The sequence below is a fragment of the Achromobacter sp. D10 genome, assembly GCF_035282245.1.
GTDB lineage: Bacteria > Pseudomonadota > Gammaproteobacteria > Burkholderiales > Burkholderiaceae_B > Achromobacter > Achromobacter insolitus.
The window spans coordinates 818183-835324 of sequence record NZ_JAYJLE010000001.1 but is presented as its reverse complement, the minus strand read 5'-3'; the positions used below and the strand labels follow the sequence as shown (position 1 = coordinate 835324).

At 66.5% G+C, this 17142-nt stretch carries 18 protein-coding genes; 17 read left to right on the top strand and 1 reads right to left on the bottom strand.

Translation table 11 applies throughout. The features are described 5' to 3' along the window. Positions 1–2: 2 nt before the first annotated feature. Positions 3–1469: a glutamate synthase subunit beta gene (locus VCS63_RS04035; RefSeq protein WP_063639216.1), complete on the top strand. Its 1467-nt coding sequence runs from the start codon at positions 3–5 to the stop codon at positions 1467–1469. Between the two features lie 210 nt (positions 1470–1679). Continuing rightward, positions 1680–2318, top strand: coding sequence for an OmpW/AlkL family protein (locus VCS63_RS04030; RefSeq protein WP_063639215.1), 639 nt, complete (start codon positions 1680–1682; stop codon positions 2316–2318). Between the two features lie 39 nt (positions 2319–2357). On the opposite strand, the gene VCS63_RS04025 is transcribed toward VCS63_RS04030, so the two are convergent. Then, positions 2358–3230: a LysR family transcriptional regulator gene (locus tag VCS63_RS04025; RefSeq protein ID WP_042795698.1), complete on the bottom strand. Its 873-nt coding sequence runs from the start codon at positions 3228–3230 to the stop codon at positions 2358–2360. Between the two features lie 65 nt (positions 3231–3295). Here VCS63_RS04025 and VCS63_RS04020 point away from each other — a divergent pair, with 65 nt between their 5' ends. The 15 genes from VCS63_RS04020 (at position 3296) to hisC (ending at position 17141) form a co-directional block, all read left to right on the top strand. Then, positions 3296–4540: a YbfB/YjiJ family MFS transporter gene (locus tag VCS63_RS04020; protein ID WP_175198611.1), complete on the top strand. Its 1245-nt coding sequence runs from the start codon at positions 3296–3298 to the stop codon at positions 4538–4540. 15 nt (positions 4541–4555) lie between these two features. Further along, positions 4556–5533 carry a Bug family tripartite tricarboxylate transporter substrate binding protein gene (locus VCS63_RS04015; protein WP_063639213.1) on the top strand — a complete coding sequence of 326 codons (978 nt, stop codon included), beginning with the start codon at positions 4556–4558 and terminating at the stop codon, positions 5531–5533. Between the two features lie 18 nt (positions 5534–5551). Then, positions 5552–6613, top strand: a complete 1062-nt coding sequence (locus VCS63_RS04010) for a nitronate monooxygenase family protein (protein WP_313380701.1) — start codon at positions 5552–5554, stop codon at positions 6611–6613. A 242-nt stretch (positions 6614–6855) separates the two neighbouring features. Then, positions 6856–7692: an ABC transporter ATP-binding protein gene (locus VCS63_RS04005; protein WP_042795699.1), complete on the top strand. Its 837-nt coding sequence runs from the start codon at positions 6856–6858 to the stop codon at positions 7690–7692. Further along, positions 7689–8477, top strand: coding sequence for a lipid asymmetry maintenance ABC transporter permease subunit MlaE (gene mlaE / locus VCS63_RS04000; protein ID WP_042795700.1), 789 nt, complete (start codon positions 7689–7691; stop codon positions 8475–8477). Before VCS63_RS04005 ends, mlaE begins: the two co-directional genes overlap by 4 nt. A gap of 12 nt (positions 8478–8489) precedes the next feature. Next, entirely contained in the window at positions 8490–8987 is a 498-nt protein-coding gene (gene mlaD / locus VCS63_RS03995) for an outer membrane lipid asymmetry maintenance protein MlaD (protein ID WP_042795701.1), read from the top strand. Positions 8988–9068: 81 nt separating this feature from the next. Continuing rightward, on the top strand, positions 9069–9887 hold the full coding sequence (locus VCS63_RS03990; protein ID WP_042795702.1) for a VacJ family lipoprotein: 819 nt from the start codon (positions 9069–9071) through the stop codon (positions 9885–9887). Positions 9888–9926: 39 nt separating this feature from the next. Continuing rightward, positions 9927–10556 (top strand): MlaC/ttg2D family ABC transporter substrate-binding protein, encoded by a 630-nt coding sequence (locus tag VCS63_RS03985; RefSeq protein ID WP_042795703.1) that lies wholly within the window; start codon positions 9927–9929, stop codon positions 10554–10556. A gap of 170 nt (positions 10557–10726) precedes the next feature. After that, positions 10727–11539 (top strand): ABC transporter ATP-binding protein, encoded by an 813-nt coding sequence (locus tag VCS63_RS03980; protein WP_104653903.1) that lies wholly within the window; start codon positions 10727–10729, stop codon positions 11537–11539. Further along, complete coding sequence (locus tag VCS63_RS03975) at positions 11536–12348, top strand: ABC transporter permease (protein WP_042795704.1); 813 nt, start codon at positions 11536–11538, stop codon at positions 12346–12348. Before VCS63_RS03980 ends, VCS63_RS03975 begins: the two co-directional genes overlap by 4 nt. A gap of 5 nt (positions 12349–12353) precedes the next feature. After that, positions 12354–12599, top strand: a complete 246-nt coding sequence (locus VCS63_RS03970) for a BolA family protein (RefSeq protein ID WP_013390953.1) — start codon at positions 12354–12356, stop codon at positions 12597–12599. Further along, positions 12599–13867, top strand: a complete 1269-nt coding sequence (gene murA, locus VCS63_RS03965) for a UDP-N-acetylglucosamine 1-carboxyvinyltransferase (RefSeq protein ID WP_063961258.1) — start codon at positions 12599–12601, stop codon at positions 13865–13867. The genes VCS63_RS03970 and murA overlap by 1 nt, the downstream gene beginning before the upstream one ends. 76 nt (positions 13868–13943) lie before the next feature. Further along, complete coding sequence (gene hisG / locus VCS63_RS03960; RefSeq protein ID WP_042795705.1) at positions 13944–14621, top strand: ATP phosphoribosyltransferase; 678 nt, start codon at positions 13944–13946, stop codon at positions 14619–14621. A gap of 52 nt (positions 14622–14673) precedes the next feature. Beyond that, positions 14674–15978, top strand: a complete 1305-nt coding sequence (hisD, locus tag VCS63_RS03955) for a histidinol dehydrogenase (RefSeq protein WP_323878507.1) — start codon at positions 14674–14676, stop codon at positions 15976–15978. Further along, positions 15975–17141 carry a histidinol-phosphate transaminase gene (gene hisC / locus VCS63_RS03950; protein WP_238913125.1) on the top strand — a complete coding sequence of 389 codons (1167 nt, stop codon included), beginning with the start codon at positions 15975–15977 and terminating at the stop codon, positions 17139–17141. The genes hisD and hisC overlap by 4 nt, the downstream gene beginning before the upstream one ends. Position 17142: the final 1 nt, after the last annotated feature.

The following is a 17142-nucleotide window of genomic DNA, read 5'->3' as shown; positions in this document are numbered from 1 at the left end:
CCATGGGAAAGATAACCGGCTTTATGGAATTTCAGCGTCTGCAGGAGGCCTCCGAGGCCCCGCAGAAGCGGCTGAAGAACTGGCGTGAATTCGTGCTGCACCTGAGCGACGATCAGGCCAAGCAGCAAGCGGCGCGCTGCATGGACTGCGGCATCCCGTTCTGCAACAACGGCTGCCCGGTCAACAACATCATCCCGGACTGGAATGACCTGGTGTACCGGCAGGACTGGAAGCGCGCGCTGGACGTGCTGCACTCCACCAACAACTTCCCCGAGTTCACCGGCCGCATCTGCCCGGCGCCGTGCGAAGCCGCCTGTACCTTGAACATCAACAGCGACGCCGTGGGCATCAAGTCCATCGAGCACGCGATCATCGACAAGGGCTGGGCCGAAGGCTGGGTCTCGCCGCAGGTGCCGGCTCGCAAGACCGGCAAGAAGGTCGCGGTGGTGGGCTCCGGCCCTGCCGGCCTGGCTTGCTCGCAGCAGCTGGCCCGCGCTGGCCACTCGGTGACGCTGTTCGAAAAGAGCGACCGCATCGGTGGCCTGCTGCGCTACGGCATCCCCGACTTCAAACTGGAAAAGCACCAGATCGACCGTCGCATCTCGCAGATGGAAGCCGAAGGCGTGGAGTTCGCGCCGTCGACCTACATTGGCAATCCCAGCGACCCCGTGGCCGACGGCCTGACCGTCCGCACGCCGGAATCGCTGCTGGCCGAGTTCGACGCCGTGGTGATGAGCGGCGGCTCGGAAACCCCGCGCGACCTGCCGGTGCCTGGCCGTGAGCTCTCGGGCGTGTATTTCGCCATGGATTTCCTGCGCCAGCAGAACAAGGCGGTGGCCGGTGACCGGCTTACCAACCAGACGCTGGCCAAAGGCAAGCACGTGGTGGTGATCGGCGGTGGCGACACCGGCTCCGACTGCGTCGGCACCAGCAACCGACATGGCGCGGCCTCGGTCACGCAGTTCGAATTGATGCCTCAGCCGCCGGAGTCCGAAAACAAGGCCATGACCTGGCCGTACTGGCCGCTCAAGATGCGCACGTCCTCCTCGCACGAGGAAGGCTGCGAGCGCGACTGGTCGGTGACCACCAAGCTGCTTGCGGGCAGCAACGGCAAGGTCGAAAAGCTGGTCGGCGCGCGCGTCGAATGGTTCAAGGACGAAGCCACCGGCCAGATGAAAATGCGAGAGGTCGAAGGCTCGGAATTCGAGATCAAGGCCGATCTGGTGCTGTTGGCCATGGGCTTCGTATCCCCGGTTCAGACAGTGCTGGACGCCTTCGGCGTGGATCGCGATGCGCGTGGCAACGTGCGCGCCAATACCGACGACTACCGCACCAACGTCGAAAAGGTCTTCACGGCCGGCGACATGCGCCGCGGCCAGTCCCTGGTGGTCTGGGCCATCCGCGAAGGCCGCCAATGCGCGCGCTCCGTGGACGCCTTCCTGATGGGCAGCAGCGAACTGCCGCGCTGATTCCCGCCGCCTGGCTTCAGCCAGAAGATCGCCGCCGAGCGCATGCGCCGGCGGCGATTTTTTTGTTTGCCGCCGCCCAGGCAGCGCTGGCCTGTTGCAACATAACCACTTTTCAATTGCGGTCTTTTCACGATTTGACACACATCAAGCGGGCCGGACGCCAGGTTTGAGAACCTGTGGTCTCAACCACTGGAAAGATCGGAGAAGAGAATGTTTTCGCTGAACGGGCGTATCCGCGCCACCGCCATTGCCGGACTGATCGCCGCCGGCACGCTCGCCGCCCCCGCGCACGCCCACGAAGCAGGCGACGTGCTGTTCAAGGTCGGCGTGACGCAGGTCCGCCCCTCCTCCAACAACGGCACCGTGCTCAATGGCAGCGTCGGCCTGGACGTGAACAACAATGTGCGGCCCAGCTTCACGCTGACCTACATGGCCACGCGCAATATCGGTATCGAACTGCTGGGTGCCTGGCCCTTCCAGCATGACGTCAGCGGCAGCGGCCTGGGCAAGATCGGCTCCACCAAGCAATTGCCCCCGACCCTCAGCCTGCAATGGCACATCCTGCCCGACAGCATGATCCAGCCCTACATCGGCGTGGGCATCAACTACACCCACTTCTTCGACACCAAGGCGGAAGGCGCCCTCAAGGGTTCGGACCTGAAGCTGGGCGACTCCTGGGGCGTCGCGGCGCAACTGGGCGCGGACTTCAAGATCAACGACCGCTGGTTCATGAACGCGGATATCCGCTACATCGACATCCGCTCCAAGGTAAAGCTGGACGGCCAACACATCGGCACCGCCCGCATCGACCCATGGGTGGCGACACTGGGCGTCGGCTACCGCTTCTGAAGCGCACGCCTCAAGGCCGCGCGCAGTGCGCGGCCTTCCTCAGCCTTGCAGCGCCTGGAGTTTGTGCCGCAGGGCCTGCAAGGCTGGCGTGTCGTCGTCGGCGCGCCAGACCAGCTGGGTGAGGGCCCGGCCATGCGAGCCGGACAGGGCGCCGACGCGCACGGTATGCTCCGCCCCCAGCACCGCCAGCACGGAACGCGGCACGATAGCCACGCCCGATCCCGCCGCCACGCAGGCGACGATAGCGTGATACGACGCGAATTCCATCACCTTGCCCGGGGCGATACCTTCCTGGTTCAACCAGGATTCCAGGATGCGCCGATATGAGCATCCCGACGCGAATGCAATGACGCTGCGGTCGCCCAGATCGCGGGGACTTGCAATGGGGTCCCAGGCCAGCGGCGAAATCAACGCCAGTTCCTCCTTGAACGCATCCACAGCCGCTAGTCCTTCGGACGGAAAGGGCTGGGCCACGAACGCCGCCTCGATCTCGTAGCTGCGCACTTTGGCCGCCAGCGCCGCCGACGTGCCGGTCACGAGTTCAATCCGTACCTGCGGCCAGGCCGCGTGATAGGCCGCCAGAATAGGGGGCAGGCGCGCAGCCGCCGTGCTCTCCATGGTGCCGATGCGCAGCACGCCTTGCGGAGAACCGTCGCGCACGGCGGCTTGAGCCTCGTCAGCCAGCCGCAGCAGGCGGTCCGCGTAGGACAACAGCACGCGCCCCTGGTCCGACAGCACCAACCGGCGATTCTGGCGCCGGAACAGCGGGGCCTCCAGCGAAGCCTCCAATTGCTTGAGCCGCGTCGACACATTGGACTGCACGCGATTCAGGTGCGCCGCAGCGCGCGCCACCCCGCCCTGGTCGGCGACCGCCTTGAAAATCTGCAACGCATCAAGATCCAAGTTTCTCATTTCAAGAACTCAAGTTCTTAATAATTCACTATTAAAGATATTAGTACAGCCGTAGAGTAGGGGCCATGTCAACGCCCATTTACCCTTCCGTCTCCCACTCGCGCAGCGCCGCCGCCCTGGCATGGCCGGCGGCGTTGGCCTTGGCGGCCGCCATGGGGATCGGCCGGTTTGCATTCACGCCTGTCTGGCCCTTGATGGCGCAAGAGGCCGGCCTGTCGCTCTCCGAGGGAGGCTGGCTGGCCTCGGCGAACTATGCGGGCTACCTGCTGGGCGCGCTGGCCGCCGTGGCCTGGCCCATCCGCCGGCCACGCGGCGCACTGGCGATGAGCCTATTGGCGGTTGCACTGCTCACCCTTGCCATGCCGCTCTGGCACAACATGGCGGCGTGGTGCGCCCTGCGCCTGGCCGCCGGTTACGCCAGCGCCAGCGCCTTCATCTGCGTGGCAGCGTGGCGGGCGGTGCCGGCGGGCGATCCCCGCGAAGCCGAGGCATCCGCCGTGACCTACGCCGGGGTGGGCGCGGGCATTGCGCTGACGGGGCTGGCCTGTCTGGCGCTGGCGGCGTGGGACGCGCGCGCCGACACGGTCTGGATGGTCCTGGGCGGCTTGGCGCTGGCGCTGTCCGCGGCAGCCTGGCCGGGACTGCGCCGCCAGGCTGCGCCAACCCCTGCGCGGAAGGCAAGCGCAGCGCCCGCCGCCCGGCTGCCGCGGGTTATCCCCGCCCTGGCGCTGCACTATGGCGCTTTCGGGGTCGGCTACATCATTCCCGCCACCTTCCTGCCCGCGATGGCCAAGGAAATCATTCCCGACCCGGCCATCTTTGGCTGGGCCTGGCCGCTCTTCGGCCTGGCGGCCGCGGTGTCCTGCCTGCTGGTGCCGCGGCTGGCGCGGGGCGGCGACAGCGTGCAAATCTGGCGCGCCGCGCAGGCCCTGATGGCGCTGGGCATGCTGACCGTCGCCGTGTGGCACCACATTGCCGCCGTGATCCTGGCCGCCGTGCTGGTGGGCGGCACCTTCATGGTGATCACGCAAGCGGGCATGCTGGCGGCCAGGCGTGCGGCGGGTACGTCGGGGCCGCGCGCAGCCGCCCTGATGACCGCGGCCTTTGCCGCCGGCCAGATCCTGGGTCCGCTGGCGGCGTCCTGGGCAGCGCACTGGGGCGCGGACCTGCCACAAGCGCTGGCGGCCAGCGCCGCGCTGCTGGCGTTGTCCGCATGGCGTTTGGGAAAGATCACGACAGATGGCAATGGCGCTGGGCATAATGCGATCGCGAGCGGCCCGCGGGGCTGCGCGCACCAGAACCATAACTAACTAGGAGTCATCTGGATGAAACCGTTACGCCCCCTGATTGCCGTCCTGGCTGCTGCTGCCGCTTTCAGTGGCGCCGCCCAGGCCCAGACCGCTGATTGGCCGGCCAAGCCCATCACCATGATCGTTCCCTATGCGCCGGGCGGCTTCGCCGATACCCGGGTACGCCTGCTGGCGCGCAAGCTGGGTGATACGCTCGGCCAACCCATTGTGGTCGAGAACAAGGCGGGCGCGGGCGGCGTGGTCGGAACCAACCTGATCGCGCGCGCAGCGCCGGACGGCTACACCATAGGCACGGGCAATCTGGCGCCCATGGCGGTCAACCCGACGCTGATGAAGGACATGCCCTACGATCCGCAAAAGGATCTGGCCCCCATCATCCTGATCGAGAACAGCCCGCTGGTGCTGAGCGTGAATAACGACCTGCCCGTGAAGACGCTTGCGGATCTGATCGCGCTGGCCAAAAAGGAACCCGGCAAGCTGTCCTTCGGCTCGTCCGGCGTGGGCGGCGCCCACCACCTGTCGGGTGAAATGTTCCGCGAACAGGCCAAGATAGACATCGTCCACGTCCCCTACAAGGGCGGCAGCCTGGCGGCAACCGACCTCATGGGCGGCCATATCTCGATGATGTTCGAGATGGGTTATTCAGCGCTGCCCGCGATCCAGGGCGCCAAGATCCACCCCATCGCGGTCACGTCCGCCAAGCGCCTGGCCGTGTTGCCCGACGTGCCCACCATGGCCGAATCCGGACTGCCGGGCTTCGAGTCCTATAACTGGCAGGGCATCGTCGCCCCGGCCGGCACGCCCGCGCCCATCATCGCCAAGCTGAACGCCGAGTTCAACCGCATCCTGAAGGAACCGGATGTGCAGAAGGCCATTGCCGACACCGGCAGCCAGGCCGGCGGCGGGACGCCCGAGGAATTCGGCGCTTTCATCAAGAGCGAAACCGAGAAGTGGGCCCACGTCATCAAGGCTGGAAACATCCAGCTTCAGTAACCTACCAGGAGTTCTCCCATGGCTTCCCGTCTGATTGATCTGCTCAAGCTGCACCATCCCATCGTCCAGGCGCCCATGGCTGGCGGCGCCACGACGGTGGAGCTGGTATCCGAAGCATCGAAGGCGGGAGTCCTGGGGTCTCTCGGGGCGGCCTATATGAGCCCCGAGCAGATCGAAGCGACCGCGCGCGACATTCGCGCGCGCACGCCGCTGCCATTCGCCATCAATCTCTTCGCGTCGGTGCCGCAAGAACCCGTGCGCGGCGACACGGATCGAATGCTGGCGCTGATGGCGCGCTACCACCAGCAATTGGGGCTGACGCCTCCCACCGCGCCGGGCCCGCAGGCGGATCCCTTGCCGGAACAGATCGAAGCCATCCTGCGCGTGCGTCCGGCCGTCTTCAGCTTTACTTTCGGCCGCATGCCGGCCGCCGCCATCGCGCGCTGCCGCGAGCTGGGCATTCTGACCGTAGGCACCGCGACCACGGTGCGCGAAGCGGTCGCGCTCGAGCAGGACGGCGTGGATGCCATCGTCGCGCAGGGTGCCGAAGCCGGGGGCCACCGCGGCACATTCCTGGGCGGTTTCGAGGAATCGCTGATCGGCACCATGGCGCTGGTACCCCAAGTGGTCGACGCGGTTTCCGTCCCCGTTATTGCATCCGGCGGCATCATGGACGGCCGTGGCATCGCTGCCGCGCTGGCCCTGGGCGCCGATCTGGCACAAATGGGGACGGCCTTCCTGACCACCGAGGAATCCGGCATCAATGAAGCCTACAAGGCCCTCTTGCCCGCCTCCCGGGCGGAGCAATCCCGCGTAACCCGGGCCTTTTCGGGGAGACCGGCCCGCGGCATCGAAAACGCCTTCATGCGCGAGGCAGACGCCATCGCGGCCGACATCCTGCCGTACCCGTTGCAGAATGCGTTGACGCGTCCCATGCGCACGGCAGGCGGCAAGGCGGGCGACACCGAAGTGCTGTCCCTGTGGGCCGGCCAGGGAGCCCCGCTGGCGCGACGCGAGACCACCGCCGACCTGGTCCGGCGACTGGCGCGCGAGACCGCTACGGCGCAGGCTCGCCGCTGAGCGTATTGTTCCCGCAACCGAAAACACTGTTCCACTAACGCCCCCCCGCGTTGTGATTGCGTAGCGGCGGGCTACAATGGCGCCTCGCCGCTGGGAGCGCAGGCCCGACCTCGCCCCTGGCATATGAGTAACAGGGCGCTTCCCGACGCCGCCTGTCTTCGCCGCGCCGGCCGCATGCATTGCCGGACGCGTCGACCGGACAGCAGGGCAAGCTCCGCCGCCGAAACACCCTTTCGTTGCCCATGCCCGCTCAAACCAGCAAGACCACGGAATTCGCCCTGCGCCTGGAAGGTGTGGCGCTAGGCTACGGTGATTTCACCGTCTTGCGCGATATCTCCATGGACGTGCGCGCCGGCCAGGTGGTCGCCATCATGGGCGGCTCGGGTTCCGGCAAGACCACGCTGTTGCGCGCGGCCACCGGCCAGCTCACCGCGCAGCGGGGCCGGGTGCTGGCCTTCGGCCAGGACATGGCCAACGTCACCCGCGCCGAACTGCAATCGCTGCGCACGCGCATGGGCGTGCTATTCCAGCAAGGCGCGCTATTCACCGACCTGAACGTGTTCGAAAACGTGGCGTTCCCACTGCGCGAACACACGCAACTGGCGGAACCGGAAGTCACCGAGCGCGTGCTGGACAAGCTCGACGCCGTGGGCCTGCGCGCAGCCGCGCACCTCAAAGTGGCGGAGATCTCCGGCGGCATGGCCCGACGCGTAGCCCTGGCCCGCGCCGTGGTGCTGGAGCCCGAACTCATTCTTTACGACGAACCGTTTGCCGGGCTGGACCCGATCTCGCTGGGCATTACCGCCCGCCTCATCCGCAGCCTGGCCGACCGTCTCGGCTGCGCCTCGGTGTTGATTACGCACGACGTGCAGGAATCCTTTTCCATCGCGGACCAGGTGTACCTGGTCGGCCAGGGCAAGCTTGCCGCCGCAGGCACGCCGGAAACGCTATCGGCCTCGCAGGACCCCTACGTGCAGCAGTTCCTCAAAGGGGAACCCGACGGCCCGGTCGCGTTCCAATACCCGGAAACGCCCGCTTTCAAGAAGTGGCTTTCGCAACAGGAGGGCCGCCGCGCATGAGCGGATCCAACAATGCCATCGGCGCGCTGGGCGGCTGGGTACGCACCCGCGTTTCCGGCATCGGCTACTTCACCCGGTTCTTCGGCGCCATGCTGGCGCGCAGCGGCATAGCGCTGTCGCGTCCGCGCCTGGTGTCGCAGCAGGTCCATTTCATCGGCAACTATTCGCTGCTGATCATCGCCGTGTCCGGCATGTTCGTGGGCTTCGTGCTGGGCCTGCAGGGCTATTACACGCTGAACCGCTACGGCTCGGAAGAAGCGCTGGGCCTGCTGGTAGCCCTGTCGCTGGTGCGCGAACTGGGGCCCGTGGTCACGGCACTGCTATTCGCGGGCCGCGCGGGCACATCGCTCACGGCGGAAATCGGCCTGATGAAGGCCGGCGAACAACTCGCGGCCATGGAAGTCATGGCCGTGGACCCCATACGACGCGTGCTGGTGCCGCGCCTGTGGGGCGGCATCATCGCCATGCCCATCCTGGCGGCGGTGTTCTCCATGGTGGGCATACTGGGCGGCTGGGTCGTGGGCGTGCTCATGATAGGCGTGGATGCCGGCGCGTTCTGGTCGCAGATGCAGAACGGCGTGGACGTCTGGGCCGACGTGGCCAACGGCGTCATCAAGAGCCTGGTCTTCGGCGTCACGGTGACGCTGGTCGCGCTTTACGAAGGCTGGCAGGCCAAACCCACCCCTGAAGGCGTTGCCCGCGCGACCACGCGCACCGTGGTGGTGGGCTCCCTGGCGGTACTTGGGCTGGACTTCCTGCTCACCGCCTTGATGTTTGGAAATTGATACGGATCGATCATGTCTCGCGAAAAAACCGACTTCTGGGTAGGCCTGTTTGTATTGCTGGGCGCGGTCGCGCTGGCATTCCTGGCGTTGCGTGCCGGCAACTTGAGCACCTTTTCTTTCGCTCCGACCTATACGCTGACGGCCAACTTCGATAACGTAGGCGGCCTCAAGGTGCGCGCGCCCGTCAAGAGCGCCGGGGTCGTCGTGGGCCGGGTTGCCGGTATCTCGTTCGATGACAAGACCTTCCAGGCGATCGTCTCGGTCAACCTGGAAACGGCCTACCAGTTCCCCAAGGACACTTCGGCGTCCATCCTGACGTCTGGCCTGCTGGGCGAACAGTACCTGGGCCTGACCGCGGGCAGCGAAGAGGAAAACTTTGCCGACGGCGGCAAGATCCGCTACACGCAAAGTGCCGTGGTGCTTGAACAACTGATCAGCCAGTTCCTGTACGGGTCGGCGGAGAAGCAAGGATCGAACGCGCCGGAACCCGCCGCGAAAACGCCAAATTAAAGACAATGCGACAGACGCGGTAACAGCTGCGCGTCCAAGGTACGCAATATCATAAGAATCGTTGATAGGGATGCCCTGATCATGAATAAGAAAGCTATTTGCAGGATTGCCACCGTCGCCGCCGCGGGCGCGCTGATGGCAGGCTGCGCCGCACCGCAGAACCCGGATCCGCGCGACCCCTGGGAAGGCTTCAACCGGGGCGTCTACAAGTTCAACGATACGGTCGACCGCGCCGTCTTCAAGCCGGTGGCGCAGGCCTACACCTTCGTCACGCCGCAGCCGGTGCGCAGCTGCGTGCACAACATCTTCAGCAACGTCGGCGACCTCTGGTCCGGCGCCAACAGCTTCCTGCAAGGCCGCGGCCACGACTTCGTCAACACGCTGGGCCGCTTCCTGTTCAACACCACCATGGGCGTGGGCGGCTGCTTCGACGTTGCCTCGGCCAATGGCGCGCGCCGCATTCCGAACGACTTCGGCACGACGCTGGGCGTCTGGGGCTTCAGCCAGGGTCCGTACCTGGTGCTGCCGTTCTTCGGCTCGTCGTCCGTACGCGATGGCGTCGGCCTGATGGGCGACTACGCCGGCACGACCTACGGCTACATGGGCGTGGACTCCATCGACAACGTCCGCCTGCGCAACTCGCTGTGGGGTCTGCGCGTGGTCGACACCCGCGCCAGCCTGCTGAGCGCCACCGACACGATCGACCGCGTTGCGCTCGATCCCTACAGCTTCGTGCGCGACGCCTATCTGCAACGCCGCGCCGCCATGGTGCTGGGCCAGAAGGTGGACGACGAGTCCACGCTGCCCAACTATGAAGACGACGAGGACGATGCCGCCCCCGCTGCGCAACCGGCTGCCCAGCCGGCGGCGCAACCCGCGGCGCAACCTGCGGCCAAGTAAGCCGCAGCGTTGCGTCATCAGTGCAAGTAAGGAGTTTTGATGCGAGTTTCCTTTGTTTCCCTGCTACAGCGTCTGGTTTTCGCGGGCCTCTTGGGCCTGGGCCTGACCGCGGGCGTGCAGGCCAAACCCGACCCCAATGGCCCTCCCGAGCAATTCGTGCTCGCCGCTGCCAATGAGGCCCTGGACGTGCTGAAGGCCGACGGCGCCGTCAAGGCCGGCAACACCGCCCGCATCAACCAGGTCGTCAACGAGCACATCCTGCCCTACGTCAACTTCCAGAAGACCACGCGCCTGGCCACCGGCCGCTACTGGCGCCAGGCCACCGACCAGCAGAAGAAGGACCTGGCCCAGGCCTTCCGCGGCACGCTGGTGCGCACTTATAGCGGCGCGCTGACCCGCGTCACGTCCAGCACCTCGGTCCGCGCGCTGCCGTTCCGCGGCGACCCGAAGGCCGACGACGTCGTCGTGCGCACGCTGATCACCCAAGGCAACGACCAGCCGACGGGCGTGGATTACCGCCTGGAAAAGACCGCGCAGGGCTGGAAGATCTACGACATGAACGTCGAAGGCATCTGGCTGATCGAGAACTACCGCAACCAGTTCGCACAGCAGATCAACCAGAATGGCATCGACGGCCTGATCCAGGCGCTGAACCAGCGCAACCAGTGACCGTCCTTGCGGCTATGGCGGCCCGGCGCACCCTTTGGGGTCCGCCGGGCCGATTATTTTAGGGACGGACCAGTCGCGCGCACCGGGAAATGCCGGGGCCCGCGGCCTTTGCCGCAGCCGCGCGCTTATATAATGATCAATTCGCTCTTTTCGGGCCATCTCCCCCCGTCATGTCCGCCGTCAGTCTAGAAAACGTCTCCAAGATCTACTCCCCGCGCCAGCGCGGCTGGCAGAAGCTGCTGGGTCGCGCGCCCGCGGCCGGCTTCCAGGCGCTGAACGATGTCAGCCTGAACATCGAGCACGGCGAGTTTTTCGGCCTGCTCGGCCCCAATGGCGCCGGCAAGACCACGCTGATCTCGATCCTGGCGGGCCTGGCGCACGCGACCTCGGGCCGCGCCACGGTCTGTGGGTATGACGTCGTGGCCGACTACAAGTCGGCGCGACGGGCGTTGGGCGTGGTGCCGCAAGAGCTGGTCTACGACCCGTTCTTCACGGTGCGCGAGACCTTGCGCATTCAGTCCGGCTATTTCGGCCTGCGCAAGAACGACGACTGGATCGATGAAATCCTGTTCAACCTGGGGCTGGCCGACAAGGCCAACTCCAATATGCGGGCGCTGTCCGGCGGCATGAAGCGCCGCGTGCTGGTGGCGCAGGCGCTGGTGCACCGACCGCCCGTGATCGTGCTGGACGAGCCCACCGCCGGCGTGGACGTGGACCTGCGGCGCACGCTGTGGGAGTTCATCTCGCGCCTGAACAAGGCCGGCCACACCATCATGCTGACCACCCACTACCTGGAAGAAGCGGAAGCCCTGTGCGGCCGCATCGCCATGCTCAAGCGCGGCCGCATCGTGGCCCTGGACACCACCCAGGCCTTGATGGCCCGCGTCGGCGGGGTCGATCTCGAAGACGCCTTCGTGCGCATCATGCACGAAGGCGACGAGAAGCCCGCGCCCGCCCTGGAACCCGAAGAGATCTCGTCATGACCCAGCCCGCAGCGACCGCCAGCCAGCCGCTGGTGCAACCCCGCCTGGATGCGGGGTCCGGCTTCCCGACCTTGCTGCGCAAGGAACTGCTGCGCTTCTGGAAGGTCAGCTTCCAGACCATCGCCGCGCCCGTCATCACAGCCCTGCTGTACCTGCTGGTCTTCGCCCACGTGCTGGAAGGGCGCGTCATGGTGTACGGCAGCGTACCCTACACGGCGTTCCTGATTCCCGGGCTCATGATGATGAGCATGCTGCAGAATGCCTTCGCCAACCCCTCGTCCTCGCTGATCCAGAGCCGCATCACGGGCAACCTGGTCTTCATGCTGCTGCCCCCGCTGTCGCACCGGGACATCTTCGCCGCCTATGTGCTGGCGGCGATCGTGCGCGGCCTCGCGGTCGGACTGTGCGTGTGGGTAGTGGCGCTGTTCTTTGTGTCGCTGATTCCGGCTCACCCGCTGTGGCTGGCCGTCTTCGCGGTGCTGGCCTGCGGCATCATGGGCGTGCTGGGCCTGATCGCCGGCCTGTGGTCCGAAAAATTCGACCAGCTCGCCGCCTTCCAGAATTTCCTCATCATGCCGGCCACCTTCCTGTCCGGCGTGTTCTATTCCATCCATACGCTTCCCGCCTTCTGGCAGGGCGTGTCCCACTGGAACCCCATCTTCTACACCATCGACGGTTTCCGCTACGGATTCTTCTCGGTGTCGGACGTCTCCCCCTGGCGCAGCCTGGCGGTGGTGACGGGGGTGTTCCTCGCGCTATCGCTCTATGCGCTGCGGCTACTGGCCAGCGGCTACAAACTCAGGAACTGACGTCCATGCTTCCCACTCCCGCGCAAGTCCGCCAATACATCGCGGACGGCCTGCCCTGTGAACATCTCGACGTGCAAGGCGACGGCTCGCATTTCGACGCGGTCATCGTCAGCACCGCCTTCGAAGGCAAGCGCCTCATCCAGCGCCATCAATTGGTCTATGCCGCCCTCGGCGATCGCATGAAGGCCGAGATCCATGCTCTGTCCATGCGCACCCTGACTCCCGCCGAATACCAGCAAGCAGGCAAATAATGGACAAGCTACGCATCACCGGAGGTTCGCGCCTGCACGGCGAAATCTCCATCTCCGGCGCCAAGAATTCGGCCCTACCCATCCTGTGCGCCGGCCTGCTGACCTCCGACGCGCTCACCCTGAGCAACGTGCCGCACCTGAACGACACGGCCACCATGCTGCGCCTGCTGGGCCGCATGGGCATGCGTGCCGAGCGCGGCGCGGACGGCACCGTCACGCTGCAGGCCAACCAGGTAGACAAGCTGGAAGCCCCCTACGAGCTCGTCAAGACCATGCGGGCTTCGATCCTGGTACTGGGTCCGCTCCTGGCGCGCTTCGGTGAGGCCCGTGTGAGCCTGCCCGGCGGCTGCAGCATCGGCCAGCGCCCGGTGGACCAGCACATCAAAGGCCTGGCGGCACTGGGCGCGGAAATCAGCATCGAACACGGCTTCGTGGTGGCCCGCGCCAAACGCCTGAAGGGCGCCTCCGTGCGCACCGACATGGTCACCGTCACCGGCACTGAAAACCTGCTGATGGCCGCGGTACTGGCCGAGGGCCAGACCGTGCTTGAGAACGCCGCGTGCGAACCCGAAGTGGTGGACCTGGCTGAATTGCTCATCAAAATGGGTGCGCGCATCCAGGGGCACGGCACCGGCCGCATCGTTATCGACGGCGTGGATCGCCTGCATGGCGCCGAACACCGCGTCATCTCCGACCGCATCGAAGCCGGCACTTTCCTGTGCGCCGTGGGCGCGGCCGGCGGCGACATCGTCCTGCGCAACACGGACGCGGGCATCCTCGGCGCCACCCTGAGCAAACTGACCGAAGCCGGCCTTGCCATCGAGACCGGCCCGGACTGGATCCGCTGCGCCATGTCCTCGCGCCCCCGCGCCGTGGGCTTTCGCACGCTGGAATACCCGGGCTTCGCCACCGATATGCAGGCCCAGGTCATGGCGCTGAACGCCGTGGCGGAAGGCACCTCGGTGATCGTCGAGACCATCTTCGAAAACCGCTACATGCACGTGCAGGAACTGCGCCGCATGGGCGCGGACATCGACATCGACGGCCACACCGCCATCGTGCGCGGCGTGCCGAAGCTGTCGGGCGCCACGGTCATGGCCACCGACCTGCGCGCCTCGGCCAGCCTGGTCATCGCCGGCCTGGCGGCCGACGGTGAAACCCTGGTGGACCGCATCTATCACCTGGACCGCGGCTACGACCAGATGGAAGTCAAACTGCGCGCCTTGGGCGCGAACATCCAACGCGTTACCGGCAAGGAACAGGCATGAAAAGTAATAGCCTCCACGCTGCGCCTTCGGCTTACTGCCCCCCGATGGGGAATGTCTATCTTGAGGCGGCTCGGCGATGAACAATGCCCCCGTCATCCCCCCCCTGACCCTGGCGCTGTCCAAAGGGCGCATTTTCGAAGAGACCATGCCCCTGCTGGCGGAGGCAGGCATTGAAGTCCCCGAGAATCCCGAAAGCTCCCGCAAGCTGATCCTGCCCACCAGCGACCCCGGCCTGCGCCTGATCATCGTGCGCGCCTCGGATGTGCCCACCTACGTGCAGTATGGCGCGGCCGACCTCGGCATCGCGGGCAAGGATGTGCTCATCGAGCACGCCAAGGAACAGCCCGGCGGCCTGTACCAGCCCATCGACCTGAACATCGCCAAGTGCCGCCTGGCCGTGGCCGTGCGCAAGGGCTTCGACTACGAAGGCGCCGTCCATCAGGGCGCGCGCCTGCGCGTGGCCACCAAGTATGTCCAGTCAGCCCGTGAACACTTCGCGGCCAAGGGTGTGTACGTGGACATCATCAAGCTGTATGGTTCGATGGAACTGGCGCCGCTGGTGGGACTGGCCGACTGCATCGTGGACCTGGTGTCCACCGGCGGAACCTTGCGCGCCAACGACCTCGTCGCGGTGGAAGACATCATGCCGATCTCCTCGCGCCTGATCGTCAACCAGGCCGCCCTCAAGACCCGCGGCGACCGCCTGCAACCGTTGCTGGATGCCTTCGAGAGAGCCGCCTCCCGCAACGCCTGACCTTCGCCCGCCGCGACGCGCGGCGGCCGCTACCTGCTTGCCCCATGACGCCATGGCCCTGATCAATCGTCTCGACTCCCGCGATCCCGGATTCAAATCCGCCCTGTCCACGCTGCTGGCCTTCGAGGCCACCGAGGACGAATCCATCGACCGCGCCGCGGCCGGCATCCTGGCCGACGTACGCGCCCGCGGCGATGCCGCGCTGGTGGAATACACGCAGCGCTTTGACCGCATGCCCGGCGCATCGGCCCAGACGCTGGAGATCCCCAAAGCCGAATGGCAGGCTGCCCTGGCCGCGCTGCCGGCCGCGCAACGCAACGCGCTGGAAGCGGCCGCCGACCGCGTGCGCAGCTATCACGAACGCCAGCGCGCCGAGACCTGGACCTACACCGACGCGGACGGCACCATGCTGGGCCAGCAGGTGACGCCGCTCGACCGCGTGGGCCTGTACGTGCCGGGCGGCAAGGCTGCCTACCCGTCCTCGGTGCTGATGAACGCCATTCCGGCCAAGGTCGCGGGCGTGCAGGAACTGATCATGGTCACGCCGACGCCCGACGGCGCGCGCAATCCCATCGTGCTGGCTGCCGCGGCGATCGCCGGCGTGGACCGCGTCTTCGCCATCGGCGGCGCGCAGGCCGTGGGCGCGCTGGCCTACGGCACCCCCACCGTGCCGGCCGTCGACAAAATTGTCGGCCCGGGCAACGCCTACGTCGCCGCCGCCAAGCGCCGCGTGTTCGGCGTGGTCGGCATCGACATGATTGCCGGCCCCAGCGAAATCCTGGTCATCTGCGACGGCAAGACGCCGGCCGACTGGATCGCCATGGATCTGTTTTCGCAGGCCGAGCACGACGAACTCGCCCAATCCATCCTGCTGTGCCCGGACGCCGCCTTCATCGAAGAAGTCCAGGCCTCGATCGAACGCCTGCTGCCCACCATGCCGCGCGCCGACATCCTGCGCGTCAGCCTGGCCAACCGCGGCGCGCTGATCCTGGTGCAGGACCTCGAAGAGGCATGCCGGATCGCCAACGACATTGCGCCTGAACACCTGGAAATCTCCACCGAGCATCCCGAGAAATGGACCGCGCAGATCCGCCATGCCGGCGCGATCTTCATGGGCCGCTTCAGCTCCGAATCCCTGGGCGACTACTGCGCCGGCCCCAACCACGTGCTGCCGACCTCGCGCACGGCCCGGTTTTCGTCGCCGCTGGGCGTCTACGATTTCCAGAAGCGATCCAGCCTGATCCAGGTTTCGCATCAGGGCGCCCAGAAGCTGGGCCGCATCGCCGCCGAACTGGCGCTGGGCGAGGGCCTGCAAGCGCATGCCGCCAGCGCCCAGTACCGGATCGACCAGCCATGAGCCTGCCAGGCCGCCCCGAAGGCGACTACCGGAACGCGCCACACGAAGGCAGTCCGGTGAGCGCCGCTCCCGCGGCAGGCATCGCCGGCCGCATTGCCGGCACCGTCCGGGCGGACATCCGCGAGCTGGCCGCGTATCCCGTGGCCAATGCCGAGGGCTGTATCAAGCTCGACGCCATGGAATGCCCCTACGAGCTGCCCGAGGCAGTACGCGAGGACATCGCCCGCGCCGTGCGCGACACGCCGCTGAACCGCTATCCCGCCGCTGATCTGTCGGCGCTGGAGCAGGCCGTGAAAGCCGCCTTCGGCGTGCCCGACGCGGCGGACGTGCTGTTTGGCAATGGCTCGGACGAGCTCATCCACATCATCGTCCAGGCCTGCTGCAATCCGGGCGACGCAGTGCTCTCGCCCTGGCCGTCGTTTGTCTACTTCGACATGGCCGCGCGCTTCGACCACGCCCGCTTCATCGGCGTGCCGCTGACAACTGACCTGACTCTGGATTTGCCGGCCATGCTGGCCGCCATCCGCGAACATCAGCCCAAGGTCGTGTTCCTGGCGGTGCCCAACAACCCCACGGGCGGCCTCTGGTCCGACGAGGACGTGCAGGCCATCATCGCCACCGCTCCCGGCCTGGTCGTGCTGGACGAGGCCTACCAGCCTTTCGCGGACCGCACCTGGATGCCGCAGGTGCTGGACGCGCCCAACGTAGTCGTCATGCGCACGGTGTCCAAGATAGGCCTGGCCGGCCTGCGCTTCGGCTACCTGGCCGGCCACCCGGCCTGGATCGCGGAACTGAATAAAGTCCGCCCGCCCTACAACCTGGACGTGCTGACGCAGGCCACGCTGTCGGCCGTATTGCGGCACAAGCCGGTGCTGGACGAACAGGCCGCCCGCCTGCGCGCGGACCGCGGGCCGCTGGCGGCCGCGCTGGCCCAGTTGCCCGGCGTGCGGGTATTCCCTTCCGCCGGCAACTTCGTTCTTGCCCGCTTTTCCGGCAAGCTGGACGGCAACGCCGTGCATCTTGCCCTGAAAACGCGCAAAATATTGATTCGCAACTTCTCCAACGCCCATCCGCTGCTGGCCGACTGCCTGCGCATCTCGGTGGGCGCCCCGGCTGAAAACGCCGCCTTGCTATCCGCCTTGCAAGAGATTTTGAGTGCTTAAC

Excerpts from the sequence above, each read along its gene's own strand:
- VCS63_RS04035 (WP_063639216.1), top strand. The coding sequence starts at position 3 with ATGGGAAAGATAACCGGCTTTATGGAATTTCAGCGTCTGCAGGAGGCC.
- VCS63_RS03990 (WP_042795702.1), top strand. The coding sequence starts at position 9,069 with ATGAATAAGAAAGCTATTTGCAGGATTGCCACCGTCGCCGCCGCGGGC.
- hisG (WP_042795705.1), top strand. The coding sequence starts at position 13,944 with ATGAACAATGCCCCCGTCATCCCCCCCCTGACCCTGGCGCTGTCCAAA.
- VCS63_RS04030 (WP_063639215.1), top strand. The coding sequence starts at position 1,680 with ATGTTTTCGCTGAACGGGCGTATCCGCGCCACCGCCATTGCCGGACTG.
- hisC (WP_238913125.1), top strand. The coding sequence starts at position 15,975 with ATGAGCCTGCCAGGCCGCCCCGAAGGCGACTACCGGAACGCGCCACAC.
- VCS63_RS03975 (WP_042795704.1), top strand. The coding sequence starts at position 11,536 with ATGACCCAGCCCGCAGCGACCGCCAGCCAGCCGCTGGTGCAACCCCGC.
- hisD (WP_323878507.1), top strand. The coding sequence starts at position 14,674 with ATGGCCCTGATCAATCGTCTCGACTCCCGCGATCCCGGATTCAAATCC.
- mlaE (WP_042795700.1), top strand. The coding sequence starts at position 7,689 with ATGAGCGGATCCAACAATGCCATCGGCGCGCTGGGCGGCTGGGTACGC.
- VCS63_RS03985 (WP_042795703.1), top strand. The coding sequence starts at position 9,927 with ATGCGAGTTTCCTTTGTTTCCCTGCTACAGCGTCTGGTTTTCGCGGGC.
- VCS63_RS04005 (WP_042795699.1), top strand. The coding sequence starts at position 6,856 with ATGCCCGCTCAAACCAGCAAGACCACGGAATTCGCCCTGCGCCTGGAA.
- murA (WP_063961258.1), top strand. The coding sequence starts at position 12,599 with ATGGACAAGCTACGCATCACCGGAGGTTCGCGCCTGCACGGCGAAATC.
- VCS63_RS03970 (WP_013390953.1), top strand. The coding sequence starts at position 12,354 with ATGCTTCCCACTCCCGCGCAAGTCCGCCAATACATCGCGGACGGCCTG.
- mlaD (WP_042795701.1), top strand. The coding sequence starts at position 8,490 with ATGTCTCGCGAAAAAACCGACTTCTGGGTAGGCCTGTTTGTATTGCTG.
- VCS63_RS04010 (WP_313380701.1), top strand. The coding sequence starts at position 5,552 with ATGGCTTCCCGTCTGATTGATCTGCTCAAGCTGCACCATCCCATCGTC.
- VCS63_RS04015 (WP_063639213.1), top strand. The coding sequence starts at position 4,556 with ATGAAACCGTTACGCCCCCTGATTGCCGTCCTGGCTGCTGCTGCCGCT.
- VCS63_RS04020 (WP_175198611.1), top strand. The coding sequence starts at position 3,296 with ATGTCAACGCCCATTTACCCTTCCGTCTCCCACTCGCGCAGCGCCGCC.
- VCS63_RS04025 (WP_042795698.1), bottom strand. The coding sequence starts at position 3,230 with ATGAGAAACTTGGATCTTGATGCGTTGCAGATTTTCAAGGCGGTCGCC.
- VCS63_RS03980 (WP_104653903.1), top strand. The coding sequence starts at position 10,727 with ATGTCCGCCGTCAGTCTAGAAAACGTCTCCAAGATCTACTCCCCGCGC.